Source organism: Halodesulfovibrio sp., assembly GCF_015482765.1.
Lineage (GTDB): Bacteria > Desulfobacterota > Desulfovibrionia > Desulfovibrionales > Desulfovibrionaceae > Halodesulfovibrio.
In genome coordinates, this window is the sequence record NZ_JADMLB010000012.1 from 89,294 (window position 1) to 113,997 (window position 24,704).

The 24,704-nt window shown below is 44.7% G+C and carries 19 protein-coding genes; 14 read left to right on the plus strand and 5 right to left on the minus strand.

Going from position 1 to position 24,704, the window contains the following annotated elements; translation table 11 throughout:
- Positions 1–26: 26 nt before the first annotated feature.
- From tssC to QZY95_RS01990, 14 genes are read left to right on the plus strand one after another with little or no spacing between them, the layout of a single operon-like run.
- On the plus strand, positions 27–1,502 hold the full coding sequence (gene tssC / locus QZY95_RS01925; RefSeq protein WP_290918654.1) for a type VI secretion system contractile sheath large subunit: 1,476 nt from the start codon (positions 27–29) through the stop codon (positions 1,500–1,502).
- A gap of 2 nt (positions 1,503–1,504) precedes the next feature.
- Positions 1,505–1,939 carry a type VI secretion system baseplate subunit TssE gene (gene tssE / locus QZY95_RS01930; RefSeq protein WP_290918657.1) on the plus strand — a complete coding sequence of 145 codons (435 nt, stop codon included), beginning with the start codon at positions 1,505–1,507 and terminating at the stop codon, positions 1,937–1,939.
- Entirely contained in the window at positions 1,939–3,702 is a 1,764-nt protein-coding gene (gene tssF, locus QZY95_RS01935) for a type VI secretion system baseplate subunit TssF (RefSeq protein ID WP_290918660.1), read from the plus strand. The genes tssE and tssF overlap by 1 nt, the downstream gene beginning before the upstream one ends.
- Positions 3,666–4,670, plus strand: a complete 1,005-nt coding sequence (gene tssG, locus QZY95_RS01940; protein WP_290918663.1) for a type VI secretion system baseplate subunit TssG — start codon at positions 3,666–3,668, stop codon at positions 4,668–4,670. Before tssF ends, tssG begins: the two co-directional genes overlap by 37 nt.
- A gap of 11 nt (positions 4,671–4,681) precedes the next feature.
- Complete coding sequence (gene tagH / locus QZY95_RS01945) at positions 4,682–6,028, plus strand: type VI secretion system-associated FHA domain protein TagH (protein ID WP_290918665.1); 1,347 nt, start codon at positions 4,682–4,684, stop codon at positions 6,026–6,028.
- A gap of 1 nt (position 6,029) precedes the next feature.
- Positions 6,030–6,515: a type VI secretion system lipoprotein TssJ gene (gene tssJ / locus QZY95_RS01950; protein WP_290918668.1), complete on the plus strand. Its 486-nt coding sequence runs from the start codon at positions 6,030–6,032 to the stop codon at positions 6,513–6,515.
- Positions 6,516–6,519: 4 nt separating this feature from the next.
- Positions 6,520–7,854 (plus strand): type VI secretion system baseplate subunit TssK, encoded by a 1,335-nt coding sequence (gene tssK, locus QZY95_RS01955; RefSeq protein WP_290918671.1) that lies wholly within the window; start codon positions 6,520–6,522, stop codon positions 7,852–7,854.
- A 2-nt stretch (positions 7,855–7,856) separates the two neighbouring features.
- A complete protein-coding gene (icmH, locus tag QZY95_RS01960) occupies positions 7,857–8,648 on the plus strand; it encodes a type IVB secretion system protein IcmH/DotU (RefSeq protein ID WP_290918675.1) in 792 nt (263 codons plus the stop codon).
- Between the two features lie 10 nt (positions 8,649–8,658).
- Positions 8,659–11,427 carry an ATP-dependent Clp protease ATP-binding subunit gene (locus QZY95_RS01965; RefSeq protein ID WP_290918680.1) on the plus strand — a complete coding sequence of 923 codons (2,769 nt, stop codon included), beginning with the start codon at positions 8,659–8,661 and terminating at the stop codon, positions 11,425–11,427.
- Between the two features lie 5 nt (positions 11,428–11,432).
- Positions 11,433–12,974: a sigma 54-interacting transcriptional regulator gene (locus QZY95_RS01970; RefSeq protein ID WP_290918682.1), complete on the plus strand. Its 1,542-nt coding sequence runs from the start codon at positions 11,433–11,435 to the stop codon at positions 12,972–12,974.
- A 2-nt stretch (positions 12,975–12,976) separates the two neighbouring features.
- The gene (gene vasI / locus QZY95_RS01975; protein WP_290918685.1) at positions 12,977–13,696 is read left to right on the plus strand and encodes a type VI secretion system-associated protein VasI; all 720 of its coding nucleotides are present in this window, start codon (positions 12,977–12,979) and stop codon (positions 13,694–13,696) included.
- 8 nt (positions 13,697–13,704) lie between these two features.
- A complete protein-coding gene (gene tssA / locus QZY95_RS01980) occupies positions 13,705–15,111 on the plus strand; it encodes a type VI secretion system protein TssA (RefSeq protein WP_290918687.1) in 1,407 nt (468 codons plus the stop codon).
- A 15-nt stretch (positions 15,112–15,126) separates the two neighbouring features.
- Positions 15,127–18,672 carry a type VI secretion system membrane subunit TssM gene (gene tssM / locus QZY95_RS01985; protein ID WP_290918690.1) on the plus strand — a complete coding sequence of 1,182 codons (3,546 nt, stop codon included), beginning with the start codon at positions 15,127–15,129 and terminating at the stop codon, positions 18,670–18,672.
- A gap of 48 nt (positions 18,673–18,720) precedes the next feature.
- Positions 18,721–19,956, plus strand: a complete 1,236-nt coding sequence (locus QZY95_RS01990) for a type VI secretion system ImpA family N-terminal domain-containing protein (protein WP_290918694.1) — start codon at positions 18,721–18,723, stop codon at positions 19,954–19,956.
- 87 nt (positions 19,957–20,043) lie between these two features.
- Here the strand turns inward: QZY95_RS01990 and cimA are convergent, their stop codons facing one another.
- The 5 genes from cimA to QZY95_RS02015 all read right to left on the minus strand — a co-directional run.
- The gene (cimA, locus tag QZY95_RS01995; RefSeq protein ID WP_290918697.1) at positions 20,044–21,666 is read right to left on the minus strand and encodes a citramalate synthase; all 1,623 of its coding nucleotides are present in this window, start codon (positions 21,664–21,666) and stop codon (positions 20,044–20,046) included.
- Between the two features lie 16 nt (positions 21,667–21,682).
- Entirely contained in the window at positions 21,683–22,897 is a 1,215-nt protein-coding gene (locus tag QZY95_RS02000; RefSeq protein WP_290918700.1) for an aspartate kinase, read from the minus strand.
- Between the two features lie 59 nt (positions 22,898–22,956).
- Positions 22,957–23,448 carry a tRNA (adenosine(37)-N6)-threonylcarbamoyltransferase complex ATPase subunit type 1 TsaE gene (gene tsaE / locus QZY95_RS02005; protein ID WP_290918702.1) on the minus strand — a complete coding sequence of 164 codons (492 nt, stop codon included), beginning with the start codon at positions 23,446–23,448 and terminating at the stop codon, positions 22,957–22,959.
- A gap of 7 nt (positions 23,449–23,455) precedes the next feature.
- A complete protein-coding gene (locus tag QZY95_RS02010; RefSeq protein ID WP_290918705.1) occupies positions 23,456–23,923 on the minus strand; it encodes a CBS domain-containing protein in 468 nt (155 codons plus the stop codon).
- The coding region (locus tag QZY95_RS02015) for an NAD(P)H-hydrate dehydratase (RefSeq protein WP_290918707.1) at positions 23,902–24,704 on the minus strand (803 nt) is incomplete at its 5' end. The genes QZY95_RS02015 and QZY95_RS02010, both read right to left, overlap by 22 nt.

Below are 24,704 nucleotides of genomic sequence, written 5' to 3' on the forward strand. Positions count from 1 at the left end.
AAGAACAGTATTAAGAGGAACCGTTTATGTCCGCTCAAGTACAAACTGCTGCAGCCGAGAACGCTGCACCGGTAGGCCTTCTTGATGAAATTATGGCGCAAACAAAAATGGCGCCAAATGAAGAAGGATATGATGTCGCCAAGAAAGGTGTAGCAGCCTTTATCGAAAATCTTATTGGTACTAATAAAACAGAAGAACCAGTAAACAAAACTCTCGTAGACCAGATGCTTGTTGAGCTTGATAAAAAAATCAGTTCACAGATGGATGCTATCCTTCATGATCCAAGTATTCAGGAAATGGAATCTTCCTGGCGTGGTCTTAAGCTGCTGGTCGACCGAACCGATTTCCGTGAAAATATTAAGCTTGAACTGCTTCACGTAACAAAGAAAGAGTTACTTGACGACTTTGAGTTTGCTCCAGAGACCGTTCAGTCAGGTCTTTACAAACACGTTTACTCCTCCGGTTATGGTCAGTTTGGTGGTGAGCCTATCGGCGCAATGATTGGCAACTACACATTCTCCCCAACCACACCGGATATGAAGCTTCTTCAGTACGTAGCTGCTGTTGGCGCTATGGCTCACGCTCCTTTCATCTCCAGCGTAGCACCAGACTTTTTCGGTATCGACTCCTATGAAGAGCTGCCAAACCTGAAAGATCTGAATACCATTTTCGAAAGCCCTCGTTACACCAAGTGGCGTTCACTGCGTGAATCAGAAGATGCACGTTACCTTGGTCTCACCGCTCCGCGTTTCCTTCTTCGTGTCCCTTACGATCCAGTGGAAAATCCGATCAAGTCTTTCAACTATCGCGAAAACGTGAGTGATTCACACGAAAGTTACTTGTGGGGTAACACCGCTTTTGCATTGGCTTCTCGTTTGACTGACAGCTTTGCAAAATTCCGCTGGTGCCCGAACATTATCGGTCCACAGAGTGGCGGTGCTGTAGAAGATTTGCCAGTTCACTTATACGAAGCCCTCGGTACACTTCAGGCAAAAATTCCTACCGAAGTTCTGATCACAGACCGTAAAGAATTTGAGCTTGCTGAAGAAGGTTTTATTTCTCTTACAATGAGAAAGGGTAGCGATAACGCCGCATTCTTCTCTGCAAACTCTATTCAGAAACCAAAAGTGTTCCAAAATACCAAAGAAGGTAAGGAAGCAGAAACTAACTACAAGCTTGGTACTCAGCTTCCTTACATGATGATCATTAACCGCCTCGCACACTACATTAAAGTGCTTCAGCGTGAACAGATCGGTTCTTGGAAAGAGCGTCAGGATCTGGAACGTGATCTCAACACTTGGATTCGTCAGTACGTTGCTGATCAGGAAAACCCACCTTCCGATGTACGTAGCCGTCGTCCATTGCGCGCTGCTAAGATTGAAGTATCGGATATTGAGGGCGATCCAGGTTGGTACCAGGTTTCTCTCGCCGTGCGTCCTCACTTCAAATACATGGGTGCGAATTTCGAATTGTCCTTGGTAGGCCGACTTGATCAGTCATAGTGATGTCTGATTTCCAAGCTAAGAGCAATTCTTACGGAAGCTTCTTCGAACGACTGGAAGCAGATGCATCAACTCGGTCGGTGACTCAACGTCCCGACCCTGTTGATGTCGTCGATTCCGTAAAGCGTAATATCGCCCAAATTCTTAATACCCGTATGGGGGAAGCCCTCAGTGCTCCTGACCTAGGTTTGCTTGATTTTAATGATGCAACACTGGGAAGTCAGGATCTTGCAATGAAGATTCGCCGAGCGATTCAGTATTGTCTGGATCGGTATGAGCCAAGGGTAGAAGATATAGATATTAGAGTATTACCGGATGCAACAACGCCGTTGAAATTGAAATTTCATATTGTGGCGACAGTACATACAGGGGCAATGCACGACAAAGTGCAGATAGATCTTTTCTTGGATAGTAACCGATCATACAGAGTAAGATAGTGCGCGATAGATATTTCAGAGACGAGCTCGCTTTTCTGCGAGAGCAGGGTGCTGCTTTTTCCGAGGTGTATCCTCAGCTTTCCCGTTTTCTTAATGCCCGTACAACGGACCCAGATGTAGAACGACTGCTGGAAGGCTTTGCCTTTTTAACAGGTCGCCTCAGGGAAAAAGTTGAAGACGAGTTCCCTGAACTTACGCACTCTATTATCAATATGCTTTGGCCTAACTATTTAAGGCCGGTTCCAAGTATCAGTATTGTACAGTTCACAGCGGATGAAAAAGCAATCAGCGAGCGGCAAGTAGTAGATAAAGGAACACGGCTGAATAGTGTGCCTGTGTTTGGAACTGTCTGTCAGTTTCGAACTTGTCATGAGATGGATGTTTACCCATTAGAACGCGAAAAAGTTTTGGCTACAACAACCCGTGAGTCTTCACATATTGATGTAGATTTACGAATTTTGGGCGACTTGACCGCAGAAAGTGTCGGGTTTGAATCATTACGCTTTTATCTGGGTGGGGAAACCTACAGTGCACAAATGCTCTTTTTATGGCTTAGCCACTACTTGGAGCGAATAGAATTAGTGTGCGAGGGACAGGTATACTCCTTGCCCTCCAGCAACTTCAATGCTGTTGGTTTTGATTCCGATCATTCTATTCTTCCGTATCCGAAAAATGTTTATGAAGGATATCGTATTCTTCAGGAATATTTAGCTTTTCCCGAAGCCTTTTTATTCTTTGATGTAAAAGATTTTGGGAAAACGTTGCCTCCGGAAACCTCTGGAAATGTAACAGTACGGTTTTGTTTTTCTAAAACATTACCTGCTGATGTTCGTGTTCGCGATGAAAATTTTGAGCTGCATTGTACTCCGGTGATTAACCTGTTCACCCATGATGCAGACCCTATCGATCTGAATGGTAAGAGTGCAGAATATAAAATCGTCCCTTCTAGCAGATTCTCCTCACATTATGAAATCTTCAGCATCGATAAGGTTCAGGGATGGCAGGAAAATTACGTGGGAAGAGTTCGCGGACAAGCGCGAATTTACACTCCCTTTGAGAGCTTTCAGCACGAAATTGAACGCGCATTGAGCAGAAACACACTCTATTACCGCGTACGAGTGAGAGACAGTATTCGTAATGACGGATTTGAGCATTATCTTTCATTCGTACGTGGTGATGAGTCTGAATGCATGAACTTTAGTGAAGCTGTTTCGTTGGAGCTTACGTGCACTAATAGGCAACTTCCGCTGGAGTTAGGGAAGGGAGATATCTGTGTACCGACAGATAGTTCGCCTTCATATGCAGAGTTTACCAATATTACAGAGCCGACGGCTCCTTTACGCCCGGTACTTGATGGCAGTCTGCTCTGGACACTTATTTCTAACCTTTCATTGAACTACCTTTCATTGCTTTCAAAAGATGCGTTGAGCGCTGTTTTACAGGCGTATGATTTTCGTGCGTTGGTTGATCGACAGGCTGAACGTATTTCTAAGCATAGATTGGATGGAATCGTGAAAATCGACTCTTCGCCAGTGGATAAAATTTTACGGGGGCTACCAGTTCGGGGGCTGCGTTCAGAAATTACGTTGAACCAGTCTGCATTCGGGTCAGAAGGTGACTTGTATCTTTTTGGAACGATACTCAGCCGCTTTTTTGCACTGTATGCGAGCATAAATTCGTTTCATGAATTGGTAGTGATTAATGCGGATAATCAGGAGACATACACGTGGGACACTCAGACGGGAATGCAGCCGTTAATCTAGAGATAGAGCCAGCATGTGCACTGCCGGAAAATGTCCGCTCATACAATTTTTACCAATTGGTAGAGTTACTGCACAAGCTGGATAACTCAGATCCGGAGAGTGAAGAGTGGGAACGAACCTGTCAGTTGTTGTTTAGTTCAAGTCCCAGTTTGGGTTTTGCAGCAAGCGATGTACAGGGAATTGAGCGAATGCCGAGCGGTAATTGCCGCCTTCAGACAACATTTTTGGGGCTAAGCGGAGCTCAGTCTCCATTACCCGGATACTATCTTGAGCAAATTTTAACAGAAGGAGACGAGGGGCTTCGAAAAGAGTTTCTTGACTTCTTTAACCACAGGCTTGTGTCGCTGGTGTACCGTATCTGGAGAAAATATCGATACTACATACGGTTTAAAGAAAATGCATCAGACGCTTTTTCGGCTCAGCTGTTTGCCCTGGTTGGATTGGCTGACAAGGGAATGCGCAGTGAGACTTCGATTAACTGGTGTAAAATGCTTGCCTATGCAGGAATGCTTGCTGGGCGCAGTCGATCTCCACAGGTCGTTTCCGGTATTGTCGGTCACTGCTTTGATCTTTCTGATGTTTCAATCGAGCAGTGGCAAGTTCGTAATGTTCCTATACCTCAAGAGCAGCGATTGCTGCTTGGCGTTAAGAATACATGGTTAGGGCAGGATACCGTTATCGGGCATTACGTTCGGGATTGTACTGGTAAATTTTTGATTTGTTTAAAGGGCTTAACGCTGGAACGGTTTAGAGATTTCCTTCCAATAGGAAAAGATTTTCAGCCGTTCTGCACATTGATTGAATTTATTTTGCGGGAACAGATGGCGTATGATTTGGAGCTTGAACTTAAACCGGACGAAGCGTTCCCGATTTGTCTCGATAAAAAGTACGGCGCGTTGCTAGGGTGGTCTTCTTTTATGGGAGACATAACGAAAAATCGACGTGTTCGAATCCAGATTAGGCTTTAGAGGAACTCACAATGTCAGAGCAACAATGTATCACACTGGTAGTCACCAACTCTCAGGTGCTTGAAGCCGGATTGTCGGCAACAAAAACATTTTATACCGAGGGCGGTTCTATTGGCGCAAGCCCCGGCGATGACTGGAACTTACGTGACAGAAAAGGAAAGGTTCGCCTTTCGCATTGTAAGATATCCGTGATTGATGGTGAATTCTGTATCACAGACACTAGCGATGCAACCTTTGTAAATGGTGCATCAATGCCGGTTGGCTGGGGTAAACATGCACAACTGAATGCTAATGATACCGTGAAAATTGGTCCTTATGACATTCGCGTGCACTTTGCGGAGGAAGATGAAGTGTTTGCAGGAAAGACCAGTTCGTTGAAACAGGTTTTTTCTGATTCAGAGAATTCATCATTACTTGCACATGGTGCAGCTCCGGCTGCTTTTGATATCGCAGCCAATGATGACAGTGGTGCAGTCGATGATCCTTTAGCAGCTTTGGATGAACTTGAAGGTATGCTCGGCTCTGATCTGGATGATCTTTCACTGGATGCAACTGCACAAGATGATGGGGCAGATTTTTTAACAGCGAAAGATCAGCAGTGGCAGGGGAGTTCTATAACTGTTCAAGCTGATAGTGACTATGAAACAAGCTCTGCCATTTCATTGCAGCAGGCATCAAGCAAAGGGCATGGAATGGGCGAAGATACATTAGATTCATTGGATTTTACCGCAGCAGAACAACAGTACGCACCTGATGCTGGTTCTTCCCACTTTGTTGCTGGCCCAATGATTCGCGGTTTGGGTGTTTCAATTGGTAAAAGTGAAAATCTTGCTGATATGCAAATGCTTGCAGAAGAGGTTGGTAGCTCATTGCAGGCAGCAGTAAAGGGGCTGTTGGGTTTGCATCAGCAGGTTGAAGATAGTCGATATGGCATCATGAACAAGAATCTTCAGCCTATTGAAGACAACCCGCTTCGACTTGGTCTTCCATATGATGAGACCATTAAAACCATGTACGACGGTAAGCGGAGTCTTGTGCACTTAGCTGCCCCTGCTGCAATCGAAGAGAGTCTGGAAACCGTTAAAAATCATAATGAAGCTGTACAGACTGCGACGGCTGAAGCGTTGACTCAAGTGCTGCGAGCTTTTTCTCCGGATGTCTTGTTGAAACGCTTTAAAAGTTATCGTCGTACAAGTCTTCATGAAAGCGAATCACAAGAAGCGTGGGCTTGGGATATGTACAATAGCTACTACGCTGAGTTGATCTCTGAGCGGCAGAAGGGGTTTGAAAAGCTGTTCTGGGAAATTTTTGATCAAGCTTATGATAAAAAATTACGTGAAATGCAAAGGGAGTCATAACATGAAGTTACGAGTGATTCTTTTAGCTCTTCTGCTGACCCAGCTTACAGGCTGTGGATGGTTTTTTGGTGATGATGACGAGTTACCACAGTTTCCTTCTCAAATAGCATACTGCGTGTTTGCCGATACAGAGGTGAATCAGAATCGAAGCGGCGAGGCAACCCCGATTGGTGTACAGATTTTTCAGCTTGAAGATGATTCTATGTTCTTAGACGCAAGCTATGACGAGCTGGTCGATGATTACGATGATGCATTGGATAGCAGCTATGTTGATGACTCTGACTATTTGCTTGCTCCAGGGCAGTTTAAGCATACCGAATTTATTGAAGTTGATGACGATACACGCTTTATCGCGGTTTTTGGCAAGTATGCTGAGCCAAATAAAGTGCAGTGGAAGAAGATTATCCCTGTTCAGCCTATGAACAAGATGTACCGCTTGATGGTGTATCTGGGACCGGATGAAGTAAAACTGAGTATAGTGGAATAGCCATATGTCTGCACGAAATCGTGTTGTCTGGAATGAAGGGTTGTTTATTAAGCCGCAGCATTTCCAGCAACAACAACGCTACAATGAATATATTCTTGATGCACGGGTAACAGCGGCAAGTCGGTATCTTTATGGTGTTTCAGAACTCACATTGAATCCGGAATATTTAAGCTTCGGTCGTATTGCATTGGAAAGTGCATCAGGCATCATGCCGGATGGAACACCTTTCCGCATTCCATTGGAAGATCTGCATCCTGAAGCTTTGGAAATAGAATCCGGTGATGTGGCAAGCCAGATTGTGTACCTTGCTATTCCACTTCGTAGTGATTCTATTAGTGAGCTGAAGTGGCCGGAAGGCAAGGGGGCAAGCCGATTTGAAGTAACGAAGCATGAGGCTCGCGATATTCAAACTCCACAGGGTGACCTTACCGTTATTGATGTCAGTCCTGTGCGATTGCGATTGATGTTAGAGCAGGAAGATCGCAGTGCCTACGCCTCAATTGCTATTGCTAGAATATTAGAAAAAAGACCTGACGGCAGTGTCTATCTCGATCCTGATTTTGTTCCGTGTCACTTCGATGTCTCCGCTGTAGCAACACTCCATCGCTTCATCAGTGAGGTGGCAGGGCTTATGCGGGAACGTGCGCGTAACATTGCACAGCGTATCGGGTCACCAAGTCAGGGCGGCGTCGCTGATGTGTCGGACTTTATGCTGCTACAGGCACTAAATAGAACACAACCTCAACTACAACATCTGGCACAGCTGAGAAGTCTTCACCCTGAACGTCTTTATGAAGTTCTTGCATCTTTTTGCGGCGAGTTTGCGACGTTTACCAGTGAGAGTCGAATGCCGCCTGAGTTGCCCGGGTATCACCATGATATGCCTGTAAGTTCCTTTGTACCTGTAATGTCCATGTTACGGCAGGCGCTCAGTATTGTTTTGGAACCGAGAGCAGTATCATTGCAGCTTCAGAAGCGACGTTATGGTCTTATGGTTGCTCCGGTGCAGGATCCATCGCTTATCAGCAAAGCAGACTTTATTTTGGCCGTTCGTGCTCGTATGCCACTTGATGAATTGCGTAAGCAGTTTATCCAGCAAACGAAAGTTGCTTCTGTTGAAAAAATTCGAGAACTCATTTCATTGCAGCTTCCGGGCATTCCTGTGACTCCGTTACCAGTTGCTCCACGTCAGCTGCCATACCATGCCGGTTATACGTACTATCAGCTCGATAAAAGTAATGATGCTTGGAAGATGCTCAATAATTCAAGTGGATTTGCTCTTCATGTTGCTGGTGATTTCCCAGACCTTGATCTCCAATTCTGGGCTATCAGGAGTTAATTATGAGTGAAATGGCTGTAGAAAATCCAGAACAACAGAAGCAATATGACAGCTTGTTGTTTGATGATGTGAAAAATATTGATGCGGATCAGGACTACTGGTTCCAACTGCGTGGTGAGAACATCAACCTCCTGATTGATGCTGCTACTCCGTTGATAGGTATGGCATTGCGCGTGCGTAGAATGAGCAGTTGCGAAAGCATAGGAGAAATCTACAAACATGCGGTGAGCGAAGTCAAAGCTATTGAAGTCGAATTGACTGAGGCAGGATATGAACATGCTGTTATTTTGGCATATCGCTATATATTTTGTTCATTCATCGATGAAATGGTGATGAGTACCTGCTGGGGTGCTGAAAGCGTGTGGGCAGAACATTCACTCCTTACACGTTTTCATAATGAAACATGGGGTGGTGAGAAGGTTTTTACTATCCTATCGCGTCTTGAAAATGAGCCAAGCCGCTACAAGGATTTACTTGAGTTTATCTACTTGTGCTTGAACCTCGGTTTTGAAGGACGCTACAGAGTCATCCCTCACGGGCGGGAAGAATATGAAAAGATCATTAACCGACTTTTTTTAATGCTTCAGCGTCTTGAAGACAAGGAACCTCAAGATCTTACAAGTGCCACAAATCATGTTGTGAGTACTAAATATCGTTTGAAAAAACAGATGCCTATCTGGGTGCTTTTCGGTGGTTTCATAGCGTCATGGACAGCCGTTTTTATTGCCTATTCAGTCGTACTTCATGCGAAATCCATGAATGTAATTGAGCAGTTAACACAGGTTTTGAAGTAAGGAGTTGGTTGTGATCCGAGTAGAATTAAACACACTGATCAGTAAGTTAAATGCTCAGACAAAATTAGCGTTGGAACAGGCTGCATCGTTGGCTATCAGCAGGCAGAACCCAGAAGTAACTATTGAGCATTTCTTGACAACATTGCTTGATAACCCTTTGTCAGATCTTCGTATTATGTTGCTGCACTTTGAATTGGAGCATGAAGGCATCCGACAAAAAACTGCTGAAAGTATGAGCAGAGAGGTTAGTAACGATACCTACCCTGCATTTTCTCCGTTACTTGTGGAATTACTGCAAGATGCATGGATGCTTTGTTCAACAGAGTTGAATGAGGACGAAATACGTTCAGGCTCAATTTTCCTCGCTGCGTTGATGCGGCCAGATCGTTATTTACCATATAGCCTTATTGCTGCTCTTGATTCTATTAATCGTGAAACAATGCGTAAGCACTTTAAGCAACTGACTGCAGATTCATCAGAAACCACTGTTGTTTCAGAAGGAAAAAAAGCAGCACCTGTTCTGGATGCAGATACAACTGCCTTAGGTAAGTATTGCGTAAACTTTACAGAACTTGCGCGTAATGACGAGCTTGATCCTGTTCTAGCTAGAGATGACGAAATTAGTCTCATGATCGATATCTTGTGTCGTCGTCGTAAGAACAATCCAATTATTGTTGGTGATGCAGGTGTTGGTAAAAGTGCTGTTGTGGAAGGACTTGCACAGCGAATTGTTGCAGGTCGAGTTCCAGAATCGCTGCGCGGCGTAGATTTACTTTGCCTCGACTTAGGTCGTCTTCAGGCGGGAGCGGCCGTAAAAGGTGAGTTTGAGAAGCGCCTTAAAAACATCATTGATGAAGTGAAAGATTCTGTTACCCCGATTATTCTTTTTATTGATGAAGCACATACACTTATCGGCGCAGGTAATCAGGAAGGCGGCGGTGATGCTGCTAACTTGCTGAAACCATCTCTCGCACGTGGTGAGCTTCGTACTGTTGCTGCCACAACATGGAAAGAATATAAAAAATATTTTGAAAAAGACCCGGCATTGTCCCGCCGTTTCCAGCTTATCAAGCTTGATGAGCCTTCTATCCCTCAGAGTATAGACATCATGCGTGGCCTGCACAGTGTGTATGAAAAATCACACAAGGTGTTGATTAATGATGAAGCGCTTCGAGCTGCTGTGGAATTATCCGCACGGTATGTATCTGGACGACAGCTTCCAGATAAGGCGATTGATGTCCTTGATACGGCTTGCGCTCGTATCGCAATCAATTTGAGTGCACCTCCTCGCCGTTTATCTGAGTTGGAAACACGCTGTTACCAGCGACAACTCGAAATTGATATGCTGAATCGACAGGCGTTGCTGGGACAAGCAGTGGATGAAGAACATTTGGAAGGTCTGATTGCAGCAGATCAGGCTGACCGCACAGAGCAGCAGTCCCTAACTGAAGCATGGGAAAGACAGCGTGTGCTGATTGAAAAAGTCATCGACGTGCGTCAGGCAATACTTGAGACAGATAGTGCTGAGCGTGACGCACAGGCTATGCGGAAGCCTCAACTTGAGCTTGTGGCTAACTCAGACATTACAAGCGAGCTTGACGCACACGGTGACGAAGCAACTCAACCAACAGTAATTTCAGAAAATATTTCTATTTTACCAGAAGACGCAGGTGTGCCGATTACTGAAGTTGTTCCAGACGGTGCATCAATAGAAGAGCTTAGAGTTCAGCTTGAAGAACTTTATGCAGAGTTGGATCAATTGGCGCATTCGGAGCGTATGGTTCATCAGGAAGTTGATGCACAGCAGATTGCAGAAGTGATCGCAGACTGGACAGGCGTGCCTGTTGATCAAATGAATACCGATGAGCTTTCACGCATTACCAATCTTCCAGAAATGCTTGGAAATGTGATTAAGGGACAGGATGTTGCGATTGAGCGTATCCATCGCCATATGTTAACTGCCCGTGCTGATTTACGCCGTCCGGGACGTCCAAAAGGTGCCTTCCTTTTGGTGGGACCTAGCGGGGTGGGTAAAACAGAAACGGTTGTTCAGATTGCAGAACAGCTTTATGGCGGCAAGCAGTTCCTGACAACTATTAACATGTCTGAATATCAGGAAAAGCATACGGTATCCCGTCTCATCGGTTCTCCTCCAGGTTATGTCGGATATGGTGAAGGTGGTGTCCTTACAGAAGCGATCCGCAAGATGCCTTACTCCGTTGTTTTGCTTGATGAAGTAGAGAAAGCTCACCCTGAAGTGTTGAACTTGTTCTATCAGGCATTTGATAAAGGGGAACTTGCTGATGGTGAAGGAAGATTCATTGATTGTCAGAACGTTATCTTCTTCCTCACTTCCAACTTAGGTTTCCAGACGATTGTTGATTATGCAGAGTCACCTAATTTGTTAGAAGAAAAGTTATATCCTGAACTTGCGGCATTTTTTAAACCGGCGCTTCTCGCCCGCATGGAAACTGTACCTTACTTGCCACTTGGTAAAGAGGTTCTGGAACAAATTATACGCGGAAAACTTGCCAGACTCGAAAATGTGCTCATGAATCGTTACAAGGCAGAAGTCTTTATCGATGATGCGTTGATAAGTGAAATTATGCGTCTAGCTACTCGTTCAGAAAATGGCGCACGTATCCTTGAAGCAATTATTGAAGGACAGGTGCTTCCTCCATTGTCTCTTGAGTTGCTGAATAAGCTTGCAGCACGAGAAGACGTAAAATCAGTTCGTCTGACTGTCAAAGATGGCGAATTTGTTGGCGAAGTGGAGTAGCGAAGATGAGTCAGTGGCTAGCAAGAGCCGTGAATTTGGCTGCTATTCGCGACACTGAAGAACTTGCAGATAAATATGCTGTTGAAGTTTGTGAAGAACTGGGGCTGCGTGCAGTATGCGTGCTCGCCCCAAGTTCAGATGGTCGTACGCTGATTACGCGGTATAAAGGAAGGCAGCTTGAATGGGCTGTGGATGATTTTACCAATCCGTTTGCGCATGTTTTACAATCACCTGAACCTGTTCTCTTTGATGAGCAAAAACGACTGTACTGGCTAGAAGATGAAGGGTTTAGAACCTTTGTTACAGATTCTAGCCCACAAGAAAGTATCTTCATTCAACCCCTTCCGCCCAAGGAACATTCTGTTCAGTTGATGGTGGTTCTAATGGGCAATGCCGAGCAGTTAAAGCCACTTGCAGAATCAGAACATTGGCATGAGTTTAACCGTTTTTTTGTGCTGCAATGGCAGATTGCTTCTGGGATTGCACAACAGTTGAATAAAGAAACTGTGTTAACCGAATCAATAGCCCGAATTCGGCAAGAAGAACACACTCGCGAACTTGCTGTACGTCTTAAGTCCCAACTTATTGGAAGCAGCGATGTAATGCATCAGGTGCGTGAGCAGGTGATTACTGCGGCTCAATCAGGTCTTACAGTTCTTATTCAAGGCGAAACAGGAACAGGTAAAGAACTGGTAGCGCAGGCAGTACATAAAATGTCTTCGCGTAGCCATAAACCTTTTGTTGCTATTAACTGTGCTGCGATTCCAGAGAATTTGCTTGAGAGTGAGCTTTTTGGGTACGAGCGTGGAGCTTTTTCCGGAGCAGATAAAGCAAAAAAAGGCCTGTTGGCTGAAGCAGATGGTGGGACACTCTTCCTTGATGAAATTGGTGATATGCCTGTGATGTTGCAAGCTAAGTTGTTACGAATGCTTGAGAACAGAACATATCGTCCTGTAGGGGCTAAAGAAGAAATATCTTTAGACTTTAGACTGGTAGCAGCTACCCATGTTCACCTCCGTGAGCAGGTAGAGAAAAATCAGTTTCGTTCTGATTTGTACTACAGATTGAATCAATACCCTTTAGACCTCCCTTCCTTGGCAGAACGCAAAGAAGATTTATCTGAACTCGCACTGCATTTTATTAGTTCTTACAACAAGAGCCGTGGAACCGAAGTAACAGGCATCCGATATGCTGCTCTGAAATTCTTACGTGAGTATGATTTTCCGGGAAACGTTCGTGAATTGCGCAATGTTATTGAATTTGCTTGTGCACAGACCGCTTCCGGCGATGAAATAGATGCCACGAGTTTTGGAAAAAGAACATTTCAAAAAAAATCTCAAGATGCCAATACAGTCTCTTCTAAGGAAGAAAATGAGCATCCATTTTCGCAAATCGACAACTTGCGACAGGAGCTGCTGAACTACGAGGCAGCAATCATTAAGTCACGATTGAAACAATACGACGGTAATAAAACTAAAGTTGCTGAAAGCCTTAATTTGCCAAAGCGTACGTTGGCACACAAATGCCGGAAGCTGGAGATTCTGTAGTTATGAAAATAAACAAAATGTGGACGTGGGGGCTGGTATTCGGCGCTTGTGTGCTTTTACTACTGCTCGCAGCAAAACAAAAGAAAGCTTCTGTCAGTACTACAGAATCGGTACCTGTGCAGATTCAGGAAAAGGTAGCGGCAGCGGAGCTGTGTATTGAAATTAAAGGTCGGCTTGCTCGACTGGCATGTTTTGACAAGGTTTTTCCGGCAACGATTGATGAGTTGTTGGAAAAAGAGACTGTAGTAACAAATGAAAAGCCACTTGAATGGCAGCGGGCAAAGGCAAGTGAGGCCCTACGTAAAGATGAGAAAGGGTTTCGTACTAACACAAAAGAAAATGACGGGGCGGAGCCCAGTATATGGTTCACAGCCCGTGCTGAAGTGCAAAAAGGGAAAAAAGGCATCCGGCCGATTTTGCAGCTTGGTTGTATTGATAAAATTAGCCGCGTCGAACTCCTCCTTGATGAGCCGGTAGCGGATGGCCGAATGCTCATAACCGTTATGGGCGAAAAGCCATTTACTCAACAGTGGACCAGTGATGAATCCGGTTATGTTTTACGACCGGGACGAGGGATTCCTGCTATTCGTGCAATGAAAGCCATGCTGTCATCAAAGCCGATTGTTATTCGCTCTGATGTTTCTGTAGTGGATGAACTTGCATTTGATAATCGTGGATTGAGCGAGGCTATTCAGCCTATGCGCAATATTTGTGGCTGGTAGGCTTTGTCATGGATAGTAAAAAGTATCGTGAGCAAATAGTTCAGGCGATTGAGGGTGAAAACCCCGTCGGGGAACGGTTGCTTGATGATCCCCTTTTAGATTTTGTCGAAAATCAAATGATGAAAATCGGCTCCTTGGCTCATGCAGAAGTGCAATGGGATGAGGCGGAAAAGGGTGCGCTTACATTGCTGGGGAATAAAACAAAGGATGTAAAGATCCTGACATACCTGTTGCAATGTTTACAACATCAAGCAACTCCGGCGCGTTTTACGTTGTCTGTGTACGTGTTGGCAGAGTTTATGGATGCATATTGGGAGATATGCCATCCAGCTCCGGGGCCTCGTGGCGCGTTGCCGCGAAGGAAGTTCTATGGGCAGATTATACAACGAACCGTCAAAGCGGCTGAAAATCTTGATGGAAGCAGTTTTGATTTTGATCAGAAAGAAGATCTTGAAAACGCCATTGTAGAACTGACAAAAGCTGTCGTTAAGTACGAACTTCCTGAAGACGGTGTTGATGATGTCCATGCTGCAGTGCGAAGAAAGCTTTCAAATGTTGTTGATACAAAAGAAGTAAAAGCGACCTCGGAAGAGGGACAATCTACAGTGACCGTAGAGCCTGCTTTTACACCGTCAAAAGTAGAAATCGATAGCAGCAGCGATAAAGCTGTGAAGCAGACTTTTTTTAAAGTGGCAGATCTTCTTTCAGAATTGGAGGGGGGGCAGGCTTTAAGCCTTCGACTTCGTCGCTTTGCAATTTGGTTTTCCATTGTTGCTGCACCGGATGCTGATAGTGATGGTGAAACTCAACTTATGCCTGTTTCAGTGGATCGTATCTCAGACTATGAAGAGCAATTGCAACGCGGGGCTGATTTAGCTTTGTGGCGCAATGTTGAAAAGAGTCTTACGGTTGCTCCATTTTGGTTGGATGGACATCACTTGAGTTTTCGAGTTGCAGAGAAGTTAGGGAAAGAGGATTGGGCAGACGCTATTAAATCTGAGGCTCGTTCGTTCATCACCCGATTACCCTCTTTGCTCCATTTATCTTTTAAAGGTGGGACTCCTTTTGCCAGTGCAGAAACTGCTCAATGGCTCACATCTGGTTCAGAAGGAAAGTCTGGTGGGAAAGCTTCGGGAGGCTGGGATGCAGAGCGTTCCAACGTTTTGGAGTTAGCTAAAGAGGGTGGTGTCTCGGTTGCTTTGGCACAGTTGAACGAAGGGTTTGCCGATGCAAGTGAACCACGGGATAAATTTTATTGGCGTATGTTATCTGCTGATGTGATGCATGCACATCAACTCTCAGCCATTGCCCGTCAGGAATATGAAACGTTGCTGGATCAAGTAAGCAACATTGCTGTGACTGACTGGGAGCCATCACTGATTCAGCGTTTAAAAACAGGCGCTACTGCAGGGTAAGGTTAGGAAAGTATTATGTTAGGTAAGATTTTAAAATTTTTGAAGAAGGCTGTTCCAGGGATAAAGTCGGCGATTCCAGTATTGCTTGCCTTAATTGTACTGCTGCTTGTTGTTGCAATATGGTGGGCAGGCCCCTGGCTCGAATACAACGAAACACGTCCGTTACAGTCTGTTACAGCAAGGGCGATTGCTACAGTAATTCTTATTTTGTTCAGCTTAGCAGCATGGGGCTTTGTGCAATGGCGCAGACTTTCAGGCTATAAAGAAGAACAGATTCGAGAAATGGAGTTGCAGGAAGATCCTATTCAACGTTTTGAAGAACGTCAGGAAGAAGATCTTAATCTGGTTATGAAAGGGCTTAAAGAAAGTCTGAATAAACGTAACTATATGTACGCATTGCCGTGGTACATTGTTATGGGTCTTGAAAATGCCGGTAAAACCAGTCTTATTAACCGCTCAGGCCAGAACTTCGTCTTTTCATCTGTCATGCGGGCTTCTGGAAAGAAGAGTGAAAATCCTTTTTCTTTTGACTGGTGGATCGGTGATGATTCTGTACTGATTGATCCAGATGGCGAGTTGTTGACACAAAATGCAACGACTGATGAAGACAGTGGTGAAATGGAACGCCGTTTATGGATTCATTTTTTGGAATGGCTTGAAAAGACCCGTAGCCGTCGTCCGTTAAACGGGGTGGTATTGGCTCTTGATGTAGCGCATCTTATTTCAGCAACAACTTCTGAGCGTCGTGCGTATGCAAACTTGCTTCGGGCAAGACTTCGCGAGTTGATGGAAACATTGTCCACCCGTCTTCCTGTTTACATTTGTCTTACAAAGCTTGATTTACTTTACGGGTTTGAACCGTTCTTCCGTCACTATACTAAAACCCAGCGTGAAGAAGTTCTTGGTTTTACCTTTACTATGAACTCTGTTGAAGATCTTGATAGCTGGCTTTCAGAATTTGATTCAGACTACAAAGAGTTTATTGAACGTATTAACGATATGCTGCCTGGAGCGTTGCTTAAATGCTACGAATCTGAAGACAGTATCGCGATTTATAGTTTCTGCCGCCAAATGGCAGGCTTGCATGAGGTTCTCAAACAATTCCTTGAAGAAACTCTTGGTAGTGACCAGTTCTCAACATCTGCTCTGGTGCGCGGAGTATATTTCTCTTCAGTATACCAGCAAGGTGTTCCTACAAATGCATATGTTGATGCTGCTTCAAGGCGTTATGGACTTGAACACACAATTCACAGTGCACAGAAGGCAAAGAACTCAACTACGTTCTTCACACAGAATTTGTTCAGCCGTATCATTTATCCAGAAGCTGGGCTTGCCTCTGACAACTTTAGAGTGGCGAAGCGAAAACGTAGGGTTATGGTATTATCAACTGTTGCCTGTGTAATTGTTTCAGCTTTACTTGTTGGGAGCTGGCAACGGTATTATACGAAGAACGTAGGATATGCAGATGCTGTGCTTGAAAAAGTTAAGGACTACAACGAGAAGTTTTCAGACGATATTGTAATCGACAGTGGAAAGAATATTCTTGGGCCACTTAATGCGATCCGTGAAGCTACACTTAAGTTCGGTTTCTTCCGTGAAAAACCTCATTACATTTCTGATATGGGATTGTATCAGGGGCACACTATTGGGCCGGAAGTTGAACAAACCTACTTGAGCTTGCTTGAGAGTCGATATCTTCCTGCTCTTATGAAGCGTGCCGCTGAAGATTTGGCAGCAGCAAAGACAGATGAAGAAAAGCTGGCAGCATTACGTGTATTCCGCATGCTGACTGATAAGAGTGGACGTTACAAAGGATTTGTTGAGAACTATTTTGCTAGAAAGTGGCAGAAAAGTTATCCGGGGAACAAAGAGACTCAGGAAAAGCTTATGGAGCATCTTCAGTATGCAATGAAGCATACTGATCTGCAGATGAAGCGAGATAAAGGTGACGAAGCTGCAGAAAAGGTTTTAAAGCCGTATGACAAGCTTGTTGCTGATGCTCAAACCGTATTGAACAAAATGCCTGTTGAACAGCGGGTATATCGTAACCTGAAGCAGAATGCGTCTGCCGTACTCGGTGCACCGTTGAATATTGCGACCTCCATTGGACCAATTTACGACGTGGTATTCTCTACACGCGGAAGTGAAAATTCTGCACTTCAGATTCCACGGTTACTTACTCGTAAGGGCTATGAAACTTATTTTATTCCGAAATCTGATTCAGTTTCAGAATTGGCTCTTGTGGATAGCTGGGTACTTGGTCAAACCTCAACAATTAATTTCAGTGAGGAAGACAAGCGCGCCTTGCGTGAGAAGATCCGAGATCAGTATGTAACTGACTATGTAAACACATGGCGTACTGCCATGAATAATATTGATACCAAAATGTTCAAAGATATTAATAGTGCTGCTTTAGTGCTTGAAAATATTACAGGCAACTCAAACCCATTTGCCCGTTTGTTGAATGTTTTGACTGAGAATACAAACCTGTTCCCGCCATTGCCTGAAGATGATGAAGCGCGTGAAGCGATGATGACGTCTCCTCGTTATAAGGTAGCGGCAATGATTGATAAACAGTTTGCTGGTGTAAATGCTCTTACAATTAAAGATGACAGTAAGCCTGCATACATGGATGAGGTTCTGGAGGCTGTTACACAACTTCAATCTTATCTGAAAACGATTGCTGACGCACCAGATGTTGGCAAAGCGGCGCTGAATGCAACAAAAGCGCGAGTTAACCTAAATAGTGTTGATCCGATTTATGTACTTCAAAGAATTGCGACTGGATTGCCGCAGCCTTTTGATACCATGATTACCAAAATGGCTGACGAGAGCTGGTTTGTTGTAAAACAAGAAGCGATTAAGCATCTAGAGGTACGTTGGTCTCATGACGTATATAATGAATATCGACAGAAGTTTGCTGACCGTTACCCGTTTAACCCGACAGCAAGTAAAGATGTTGCATTAATTGACTTTGAAAGCTTCTTTGGTCCATCCGGTACATTGAGTAAGTTCTATGACAATAACCTGAAGTTGTTCCTTGATGAGAACATAATCTCGAAAGATGTTAATGGAGGAAACTCTCTTATTCGTCAGGATGTTCTGGATCAGTTGGCAACAGCGCAAAGAATTCAACGTGCTTTCTTTAATAACAAGGGCGTACTTGATGTTGAGTTTACTCTTGAGCCAGTAGAGCTGAGCCCATCTAAACGTCGAAGCATTATTAATGTTGACGGCCAGTTTGTTGAATACAGCCATGGCCCTCGTAAATCTGTAGAGCTAATTTGGCCGAATACTCTTAGAGCTGCTTCTGCAAGTAAGCTGACGTTGATACCGGCAGAAGTAAACAAATCGCCTCGCAGCATTTACATTCAAGGCCCTTGGGCGTTTTTCCGCCTCCTTGATAAAGGTGAAATTGTAGGTACTAGTGTGACCAGTGTTGACTATCAGTTCGCCATTGATGGTGGGACAGTTCAATATCGATTGTACTCTGAGGCGGATAGCAATCCGTTTACCTCAGCGTTGTTCAGATCATTCCGTCTTTCACCAACACTTTATTAAATACTTACTCGGGGGCGTTACGCCCCCGTCTACTTTTGTGAGAATATTGTGAGCTGTTTGTTTTTTTCTGAATTGAACAAGTTTAGATTGGCTGATGATGAAGAGAAGTTGCGAGACACTGTTGAGTATCAGCAGGTTCGAGGTGAGATTAATCGTAGAGTGAACCCGCTTACAGGGGGCATAGACTGGTCTACTGTGTATACATTGTGTGAAGCAATCGGAAAGAAAGATGGTTTTGATTTGCTGCTCGCTGTTTACTATACAGTGGCAGCTGTAAAGATACACGGTTTGCGAGGACTTTCTACGGGGTTAGAACTTCAGGCGGCAGTGCTTACACACCAAGGGTTGAATTCTCATTTCCCAGCTGCAAAGCGTATTGATCTCTTTAATTGGATGATTGGACAGATTGGGAGTGAAATACGTGCAGTAAAACCGGGGATTACTCAATTACGTGAATTGTATCGGTGTGAACGTGCTTGTACTGCATTGTATGACCTTTTACGAAAGGTACAGCCGGATAATGTCCCTGATTTGGAAGCAGTTGCATTTCATATTTTTGAGCATATAGATCGACTTGAAAATCCCGTTTTACCTGAACCTGAAGTTATTAAAGTTTCGAGTACAAACAAGTTCGCGCTAGTTGTTGTTTTGTTGCTAGGAATAGGGGCAGGAATTGGTTCTTTTCAGTTTTGGCAGTCTATGCCACGCTTGATGACTTCTGTTGTTATCACACACCAACAACCCAAGATTCTAACTGAACAGGAAGGGGCTAAGCTGATTGAAGAGTTTGGTTCTGAAAAGATTGATGCGAAGCGTAGTGAGTTAAGCAGTCTTTATTCTGATGCGACACGAATAGTCATGGAGCGACCTGTAGGTGAAGATGTGCTTGAGGCGTTGGAACGTAGCGAGAGTCTCCGTTATCTTTTTCCTGATGATGTCGACGTGATTGTACAGAGTCTTGAAGTCGCAAGTTGGCAGCAAGTCCTTGAAGATGACTTACAAGCTCAGATAGCTCGTTTTCGTGTTGCTCGTACAAGGGTAGCAAATCTGGCCCGAACAATAAAGCGTGGTGAGTTAAATAAAGCTCGTCGATTGAGTAAAGAGCTAGAAAAATATGCAATAAGTCTCTCTCCACTTTATGGAAGAGTGCTTTATGTTGAAGATTTGTTAAAGAATAGTGATTACAGTGGGGCGGAAGGTGAATTGAGAAAGTTGTCCCGCAGTATGAATGCGTTATCGTTAAAAATAGCTCGATTAGAACGTCAGTTGGCGAATGCCTTATAGAGCGCCTATGAAAGCTTGTTAGTAGTTATCGTTTATATAAAAAGGCTGCCTTCATATGAAGGCAGCCTTAATTTTTTGAAGCTAAGCTTATGTGTTTTCAATCTGAGCACGTTGTTCGTGTTCATCTTTGTAAAGCTTGTATGTGATAGAATCGGCTACAGCCTGCCAACTTGCTTCGATAATGTTGTAGGAAACCCCAACGGTTACCCAGCGTGACAGATGATCACCGGATTCGACAAGAACTCGTACAAATGAAGCTGTACCACCACCTTCAGGGGATTCGGCTGTCATGACTCGTACTTTAAAGTCGAGAAGCTTCATTTCTGATAAGCGAGGGTAGAAGTTGCATAAGGCTTTTCGTAATGCGTTATCAAGAGAGTTAACAGGACCACGGCCGGTTGCGGCTGTGTGTTCTGTTATACCTTCTACTTCTACAATAACTGAAGCCTCAGAGATCGGATCTTGTTCTTGTGCTTCTTTAAGCTCCAACACACGGAATTGATTGAGTTTGAAGAACTCTCGAACTCCACGACGACCAAGCTTTTTGAGCAGAAGAAGTTCAACAGAAGCTTCTGCTGCGGCATAGTCGTAGCCCATGCTGGAACGTTTTTTCAACTCATTGAGCAAACCTTTAACAACTGGCTCGTCTTTATCCAGATGGAAACCGAATTTTTTAGCCATGTTTACAATGTTTGCTCGACCGGCAAGTTCTGTGAGCAGTACTCGCTGTCTGTTGCCGACAATTTCTGGATCAATGTGTTCGTACAGTGCTGAGTTTCGGTTAACCGCACTGGCGTGAACACCACCTTTATGCGCAAATGCCGATCTGCCTACAAAAGGCTGACGGTCAAATGGCATGATGTTGGCTACATCTGTTACAAATGCTGATGCGCTTGTTAACAGTGCCAACTTTTCCCTGCCGAGAGTTGTATATTCGTCGTTAAATTTCAACTCAAGGGTCGGAATGATAGAGCAGAGATTCGCATTACCGCATCGTTCTCCGATGCCGTTAATGGTTCCCTGAATATGAGTCGCACCTGCTTGAACTGCTGCGATTGAATTAGCAACAGCCAGTTCACAGTCGTTATGTGCATGGATACCCAGCTGAGCATCCGGCAATGTTTTTGATACAGACTGTACGATTTCGTATACTTCGTGCGGTAAAGTACCGCCGTTTGTATCGCAAAGGCTGAGTGTATTTGCACCAGCTTTATGTGCGGCAGAAATAGCAGCAAGGGCATATTCTTTATTTGCTTTAAAGCCATCAAAGAAATGCTCTGCATCAAAAACAACATGACGTCCCATAGAACAGAGAAACGCAACAGAGTCATGAATAATTTTCAGGTTCTGTTTCAACGGAATTCGTAGCGCTTCGGTTGCGTGGATATCCCACGTTTTGCCGAAAATGGTACACACATCTGACCCTGAGGTGAGCAAATTGCGCAGGTTCGGGTCGTTTTCCGCAGTAAAGCCGGGGTGATGGGTACTCCCGAAAGCAGCAATTTTTGAATGCTTAAGGGATAGGCGCTTAATTTCATTAAAGAACGCCATGTCGACGGGGTTTGAGCCCGGCCAACCGCCTTCAATAAAATCTATACCAAGTTCATCAAGCTTAAGAGCAATTTTAAGCTTGTCATCATTGGTAAGGCTTATGTCCTCTGATTGAGTTCCATCACGCAAACTTGTGTCGTAGATCTGAATTTTTTTCATGGCCCTTTCAACTTTTTTATTCTTTGCCGAGCCCGAAGGCATCGTGCAGTGTTCTTACTGCGAGCTCCGTGTACTTCTCCTCGATAAGGCAGGTAATTTTAATTTCTGAGGTGCTAATCATGAGAATGTTAATATTCTCTCTACGCAGAGCATCAAAAGCCTGAGCCGCAACACCGGAGTGGTTACGCATACCAACACCGATTGCAGACACTTTACAAACATGTAAATCGTGCAGCACTTCAGCTGCATTTGTCTGCTTCTGAATTTCAGCCATCAGTTCGAGTGTTTTGTCCAGATCACCGCGAGGGACAGTAAAGGTCATGTCAGTTTTATTGTCGCGGCTAGGGTTCTGAACAATCATATCAACTACAACGCCGCCTTCAGCAAGCGGACCGAACAAATTGGAAGCGATACCCGGCACGTCCGGAACATCGCGCAATGTAACGCGCGCCTGATCCTTGTCATATGCGATACCTGAAACTAAAACGGCTTCCATGCGTGAATCCTCCTGAGTTACTAACGTGCCTGGGGCGTCTGTAAAAGTTGAACGAACAAGTACTGGTACTTTATATTTTTTTGCAAATTCTACAGAGCGAATTTGCAAGACCTTAGCGCCCATGGAGGCCATTTCTAGCATTTCATCATAGGATACACGGTCCATTTTACGAGCAGTGCTCACAATATTAGGGTCGGTGGTGTATACACCGTCTACATCAGTATAAATTTCGCATTCACAGCCGAGTGCTGCAGCAAAAGCCACTGCAGAGGTGTCTGAACCACCACGGCCTAATGTTGTAACGCGAGATCCATCCGTGCAGCCCTGAAAACCAGCAACAGCAAGAACATCATGTTCTTCAAGAAGTGCTTGAAGTTTATCCTGATTAATTCCCAGGATACGTGCATTTCCGTGTGCACAGTCCGTGCTAACTGGTACCTGATACCCAAGCAGAGAACGCGTGTTAACTCCGGCATCTTTCATCAGCATCGAGAAGAGTGCTACAGATACCTGTTCTCCAGTGGAGACGAGAACATCAATTTCCGCCGGGTCAGGGGAGTTGGACCATTCTTTAGCAAGTCCTAGCAGTCTGTTTGTTTCTCCTGACATTGCAGAAAGAACAACCACTACTTTAAATCCCTTGGCACGAGCGGCAAGAACTTTTTCACGTACTTTTTTCATGCACTCTAAGTTGGCAACCGAAGTTCCGCCGAACTTCTGAACCAGAATACGCATACTGATTCCTTTGTCGTTTGAAAGAGAATGAGAAGGTAGAGTAAAATCTACTTAAATAATCATGGTGCTACTTGCATCGAGGTCACAAGTGGTTTCAATGCCTCGATTACACGGGTAGCTCCTGCCCCTTTTACCAAAATGTCAATTTGTCGTCCTTCTTCGCATGGAATCCAACTGAATTGCAACCATTCATTCGGGTAATCCCGCTCAGGAAGGTGCTCCGCCCACTCAATAAGCATGAGTGTCTGTTCTTCATCCAACAGTTCGTGATACGACTCATCAACACTTCCGCCAGCAAGCCTGTAAAGGTCATAGTGGGCGGTTTCGGGGGTGGTAGGGTACAGGTTGTATACGTTGAAACTTGGGCTACTTACTTCGGCCTCATCACCACCTGGAAGGTGCTGTACAAGGGATCGAATAAGAGTCGTTTTACCAGAGCCAAGTGTTCCTTTGAACAATAAAGTTTGCACAGGTTCCGTTGATACGAGAGCCTGTGCAATATATTTTCCCAGAAGTTCTGTTTCTTCTGCGTTTTTTACATAAAGAAGCACAGTTTCGTTACTCTTTAGGTTCTTCCTTAGGCAGGAGTGTGCGTAAAATATCTTCTTTGCCGACAATTCCTACTAATTTGCCATTTTTGACAACTGGCAATGAGTGGTACTTGTTATCCACCATAAGGGTGGCTATTTCGTCAATAGGCGTTTCTTCCGTTACTGACGTGGGCGTGGGCGTCATGGCTTCAACAACCTTGCTGGCAGATATCTTTCGCATTTCTGCATCCATATCTGCGTTGGAACGGAGCGGGATGATACCATCCAGCACGGTAAAAAGTGAAGGAAGGTTGAGGCGTTTATGCTGGTTAATAAGGTCACTTTGGCAAATGATACCGACAAGCGTGCCGTCGCTTTCAACTACCGGCAATCCATTATATCGTTGTTCAACCATAATTCGTGCTGCGGTCACAACGTCATCATTCGGGGCAACTGTCTGCGGGTTCTCTGTCATTAGGTCGTAGGCTGTGAGCATAAGTACTTCCTTACGGCTTTTGGCAAAGCATGAGCAATTTCTTGTGGCAAGTTTCCTCTGTGTGGAAATTCTTGAGCCAGAAATTCTCCAGCAAGCCCGTGTTCATAAACTCCAAGGCAGGCAGCGTCATGGGCTGGAATTCCCTGAGCCAGATGAGCTCCGATTACGCCCGATAGAACATCTCCTGAACCTGCAACCGCAAGAGTAGGGGTGCAGAATGGAGAGAGCACTGTAGGCTTACTCTGCTGGCTGATACATGTTGCGGCACCTTTTAAAATGACAATTCCGTCATATGCAGAATCAAGAAGGTGCGCGGCAACAAGTCTGTCTGCCTGTATTTCACTAGTAGTCTTTTGGCTGAGCCTTGCCATTTCACCCGGATGAGGGGTGAGAATGTCACACGTATTCAGCAATTGTAAAAGATTCTTTCCGTTTGCAAGATGATAGAGTGCATCTGCGTCGAAAACCGTTGGTGGACGTTGTAGTTTTAGAAGGCTTTCTAAAAACAGAGCAGCGTTTTTTGAACGCCCCATACCGGGGCCGACAATCAAGCTGTCTGCTTCTTGGATTTGTTGCTTAAGTTCATTAGGAATATGGGATGGCCATTCATCTGATGAACCTACTGCAAACGATAAAATTTCTGGCTGACCAGCTTTGATCTCTTGGGTTAATAGCGCCGGCGCTGCTACCGTTGTGTACCCAGCACCCGAGCGCATTGCGCCGAGTGAAGACAAATGCGGTGCACCGATTAAACCTTTTGGTCCACCAATAATGAGAACTT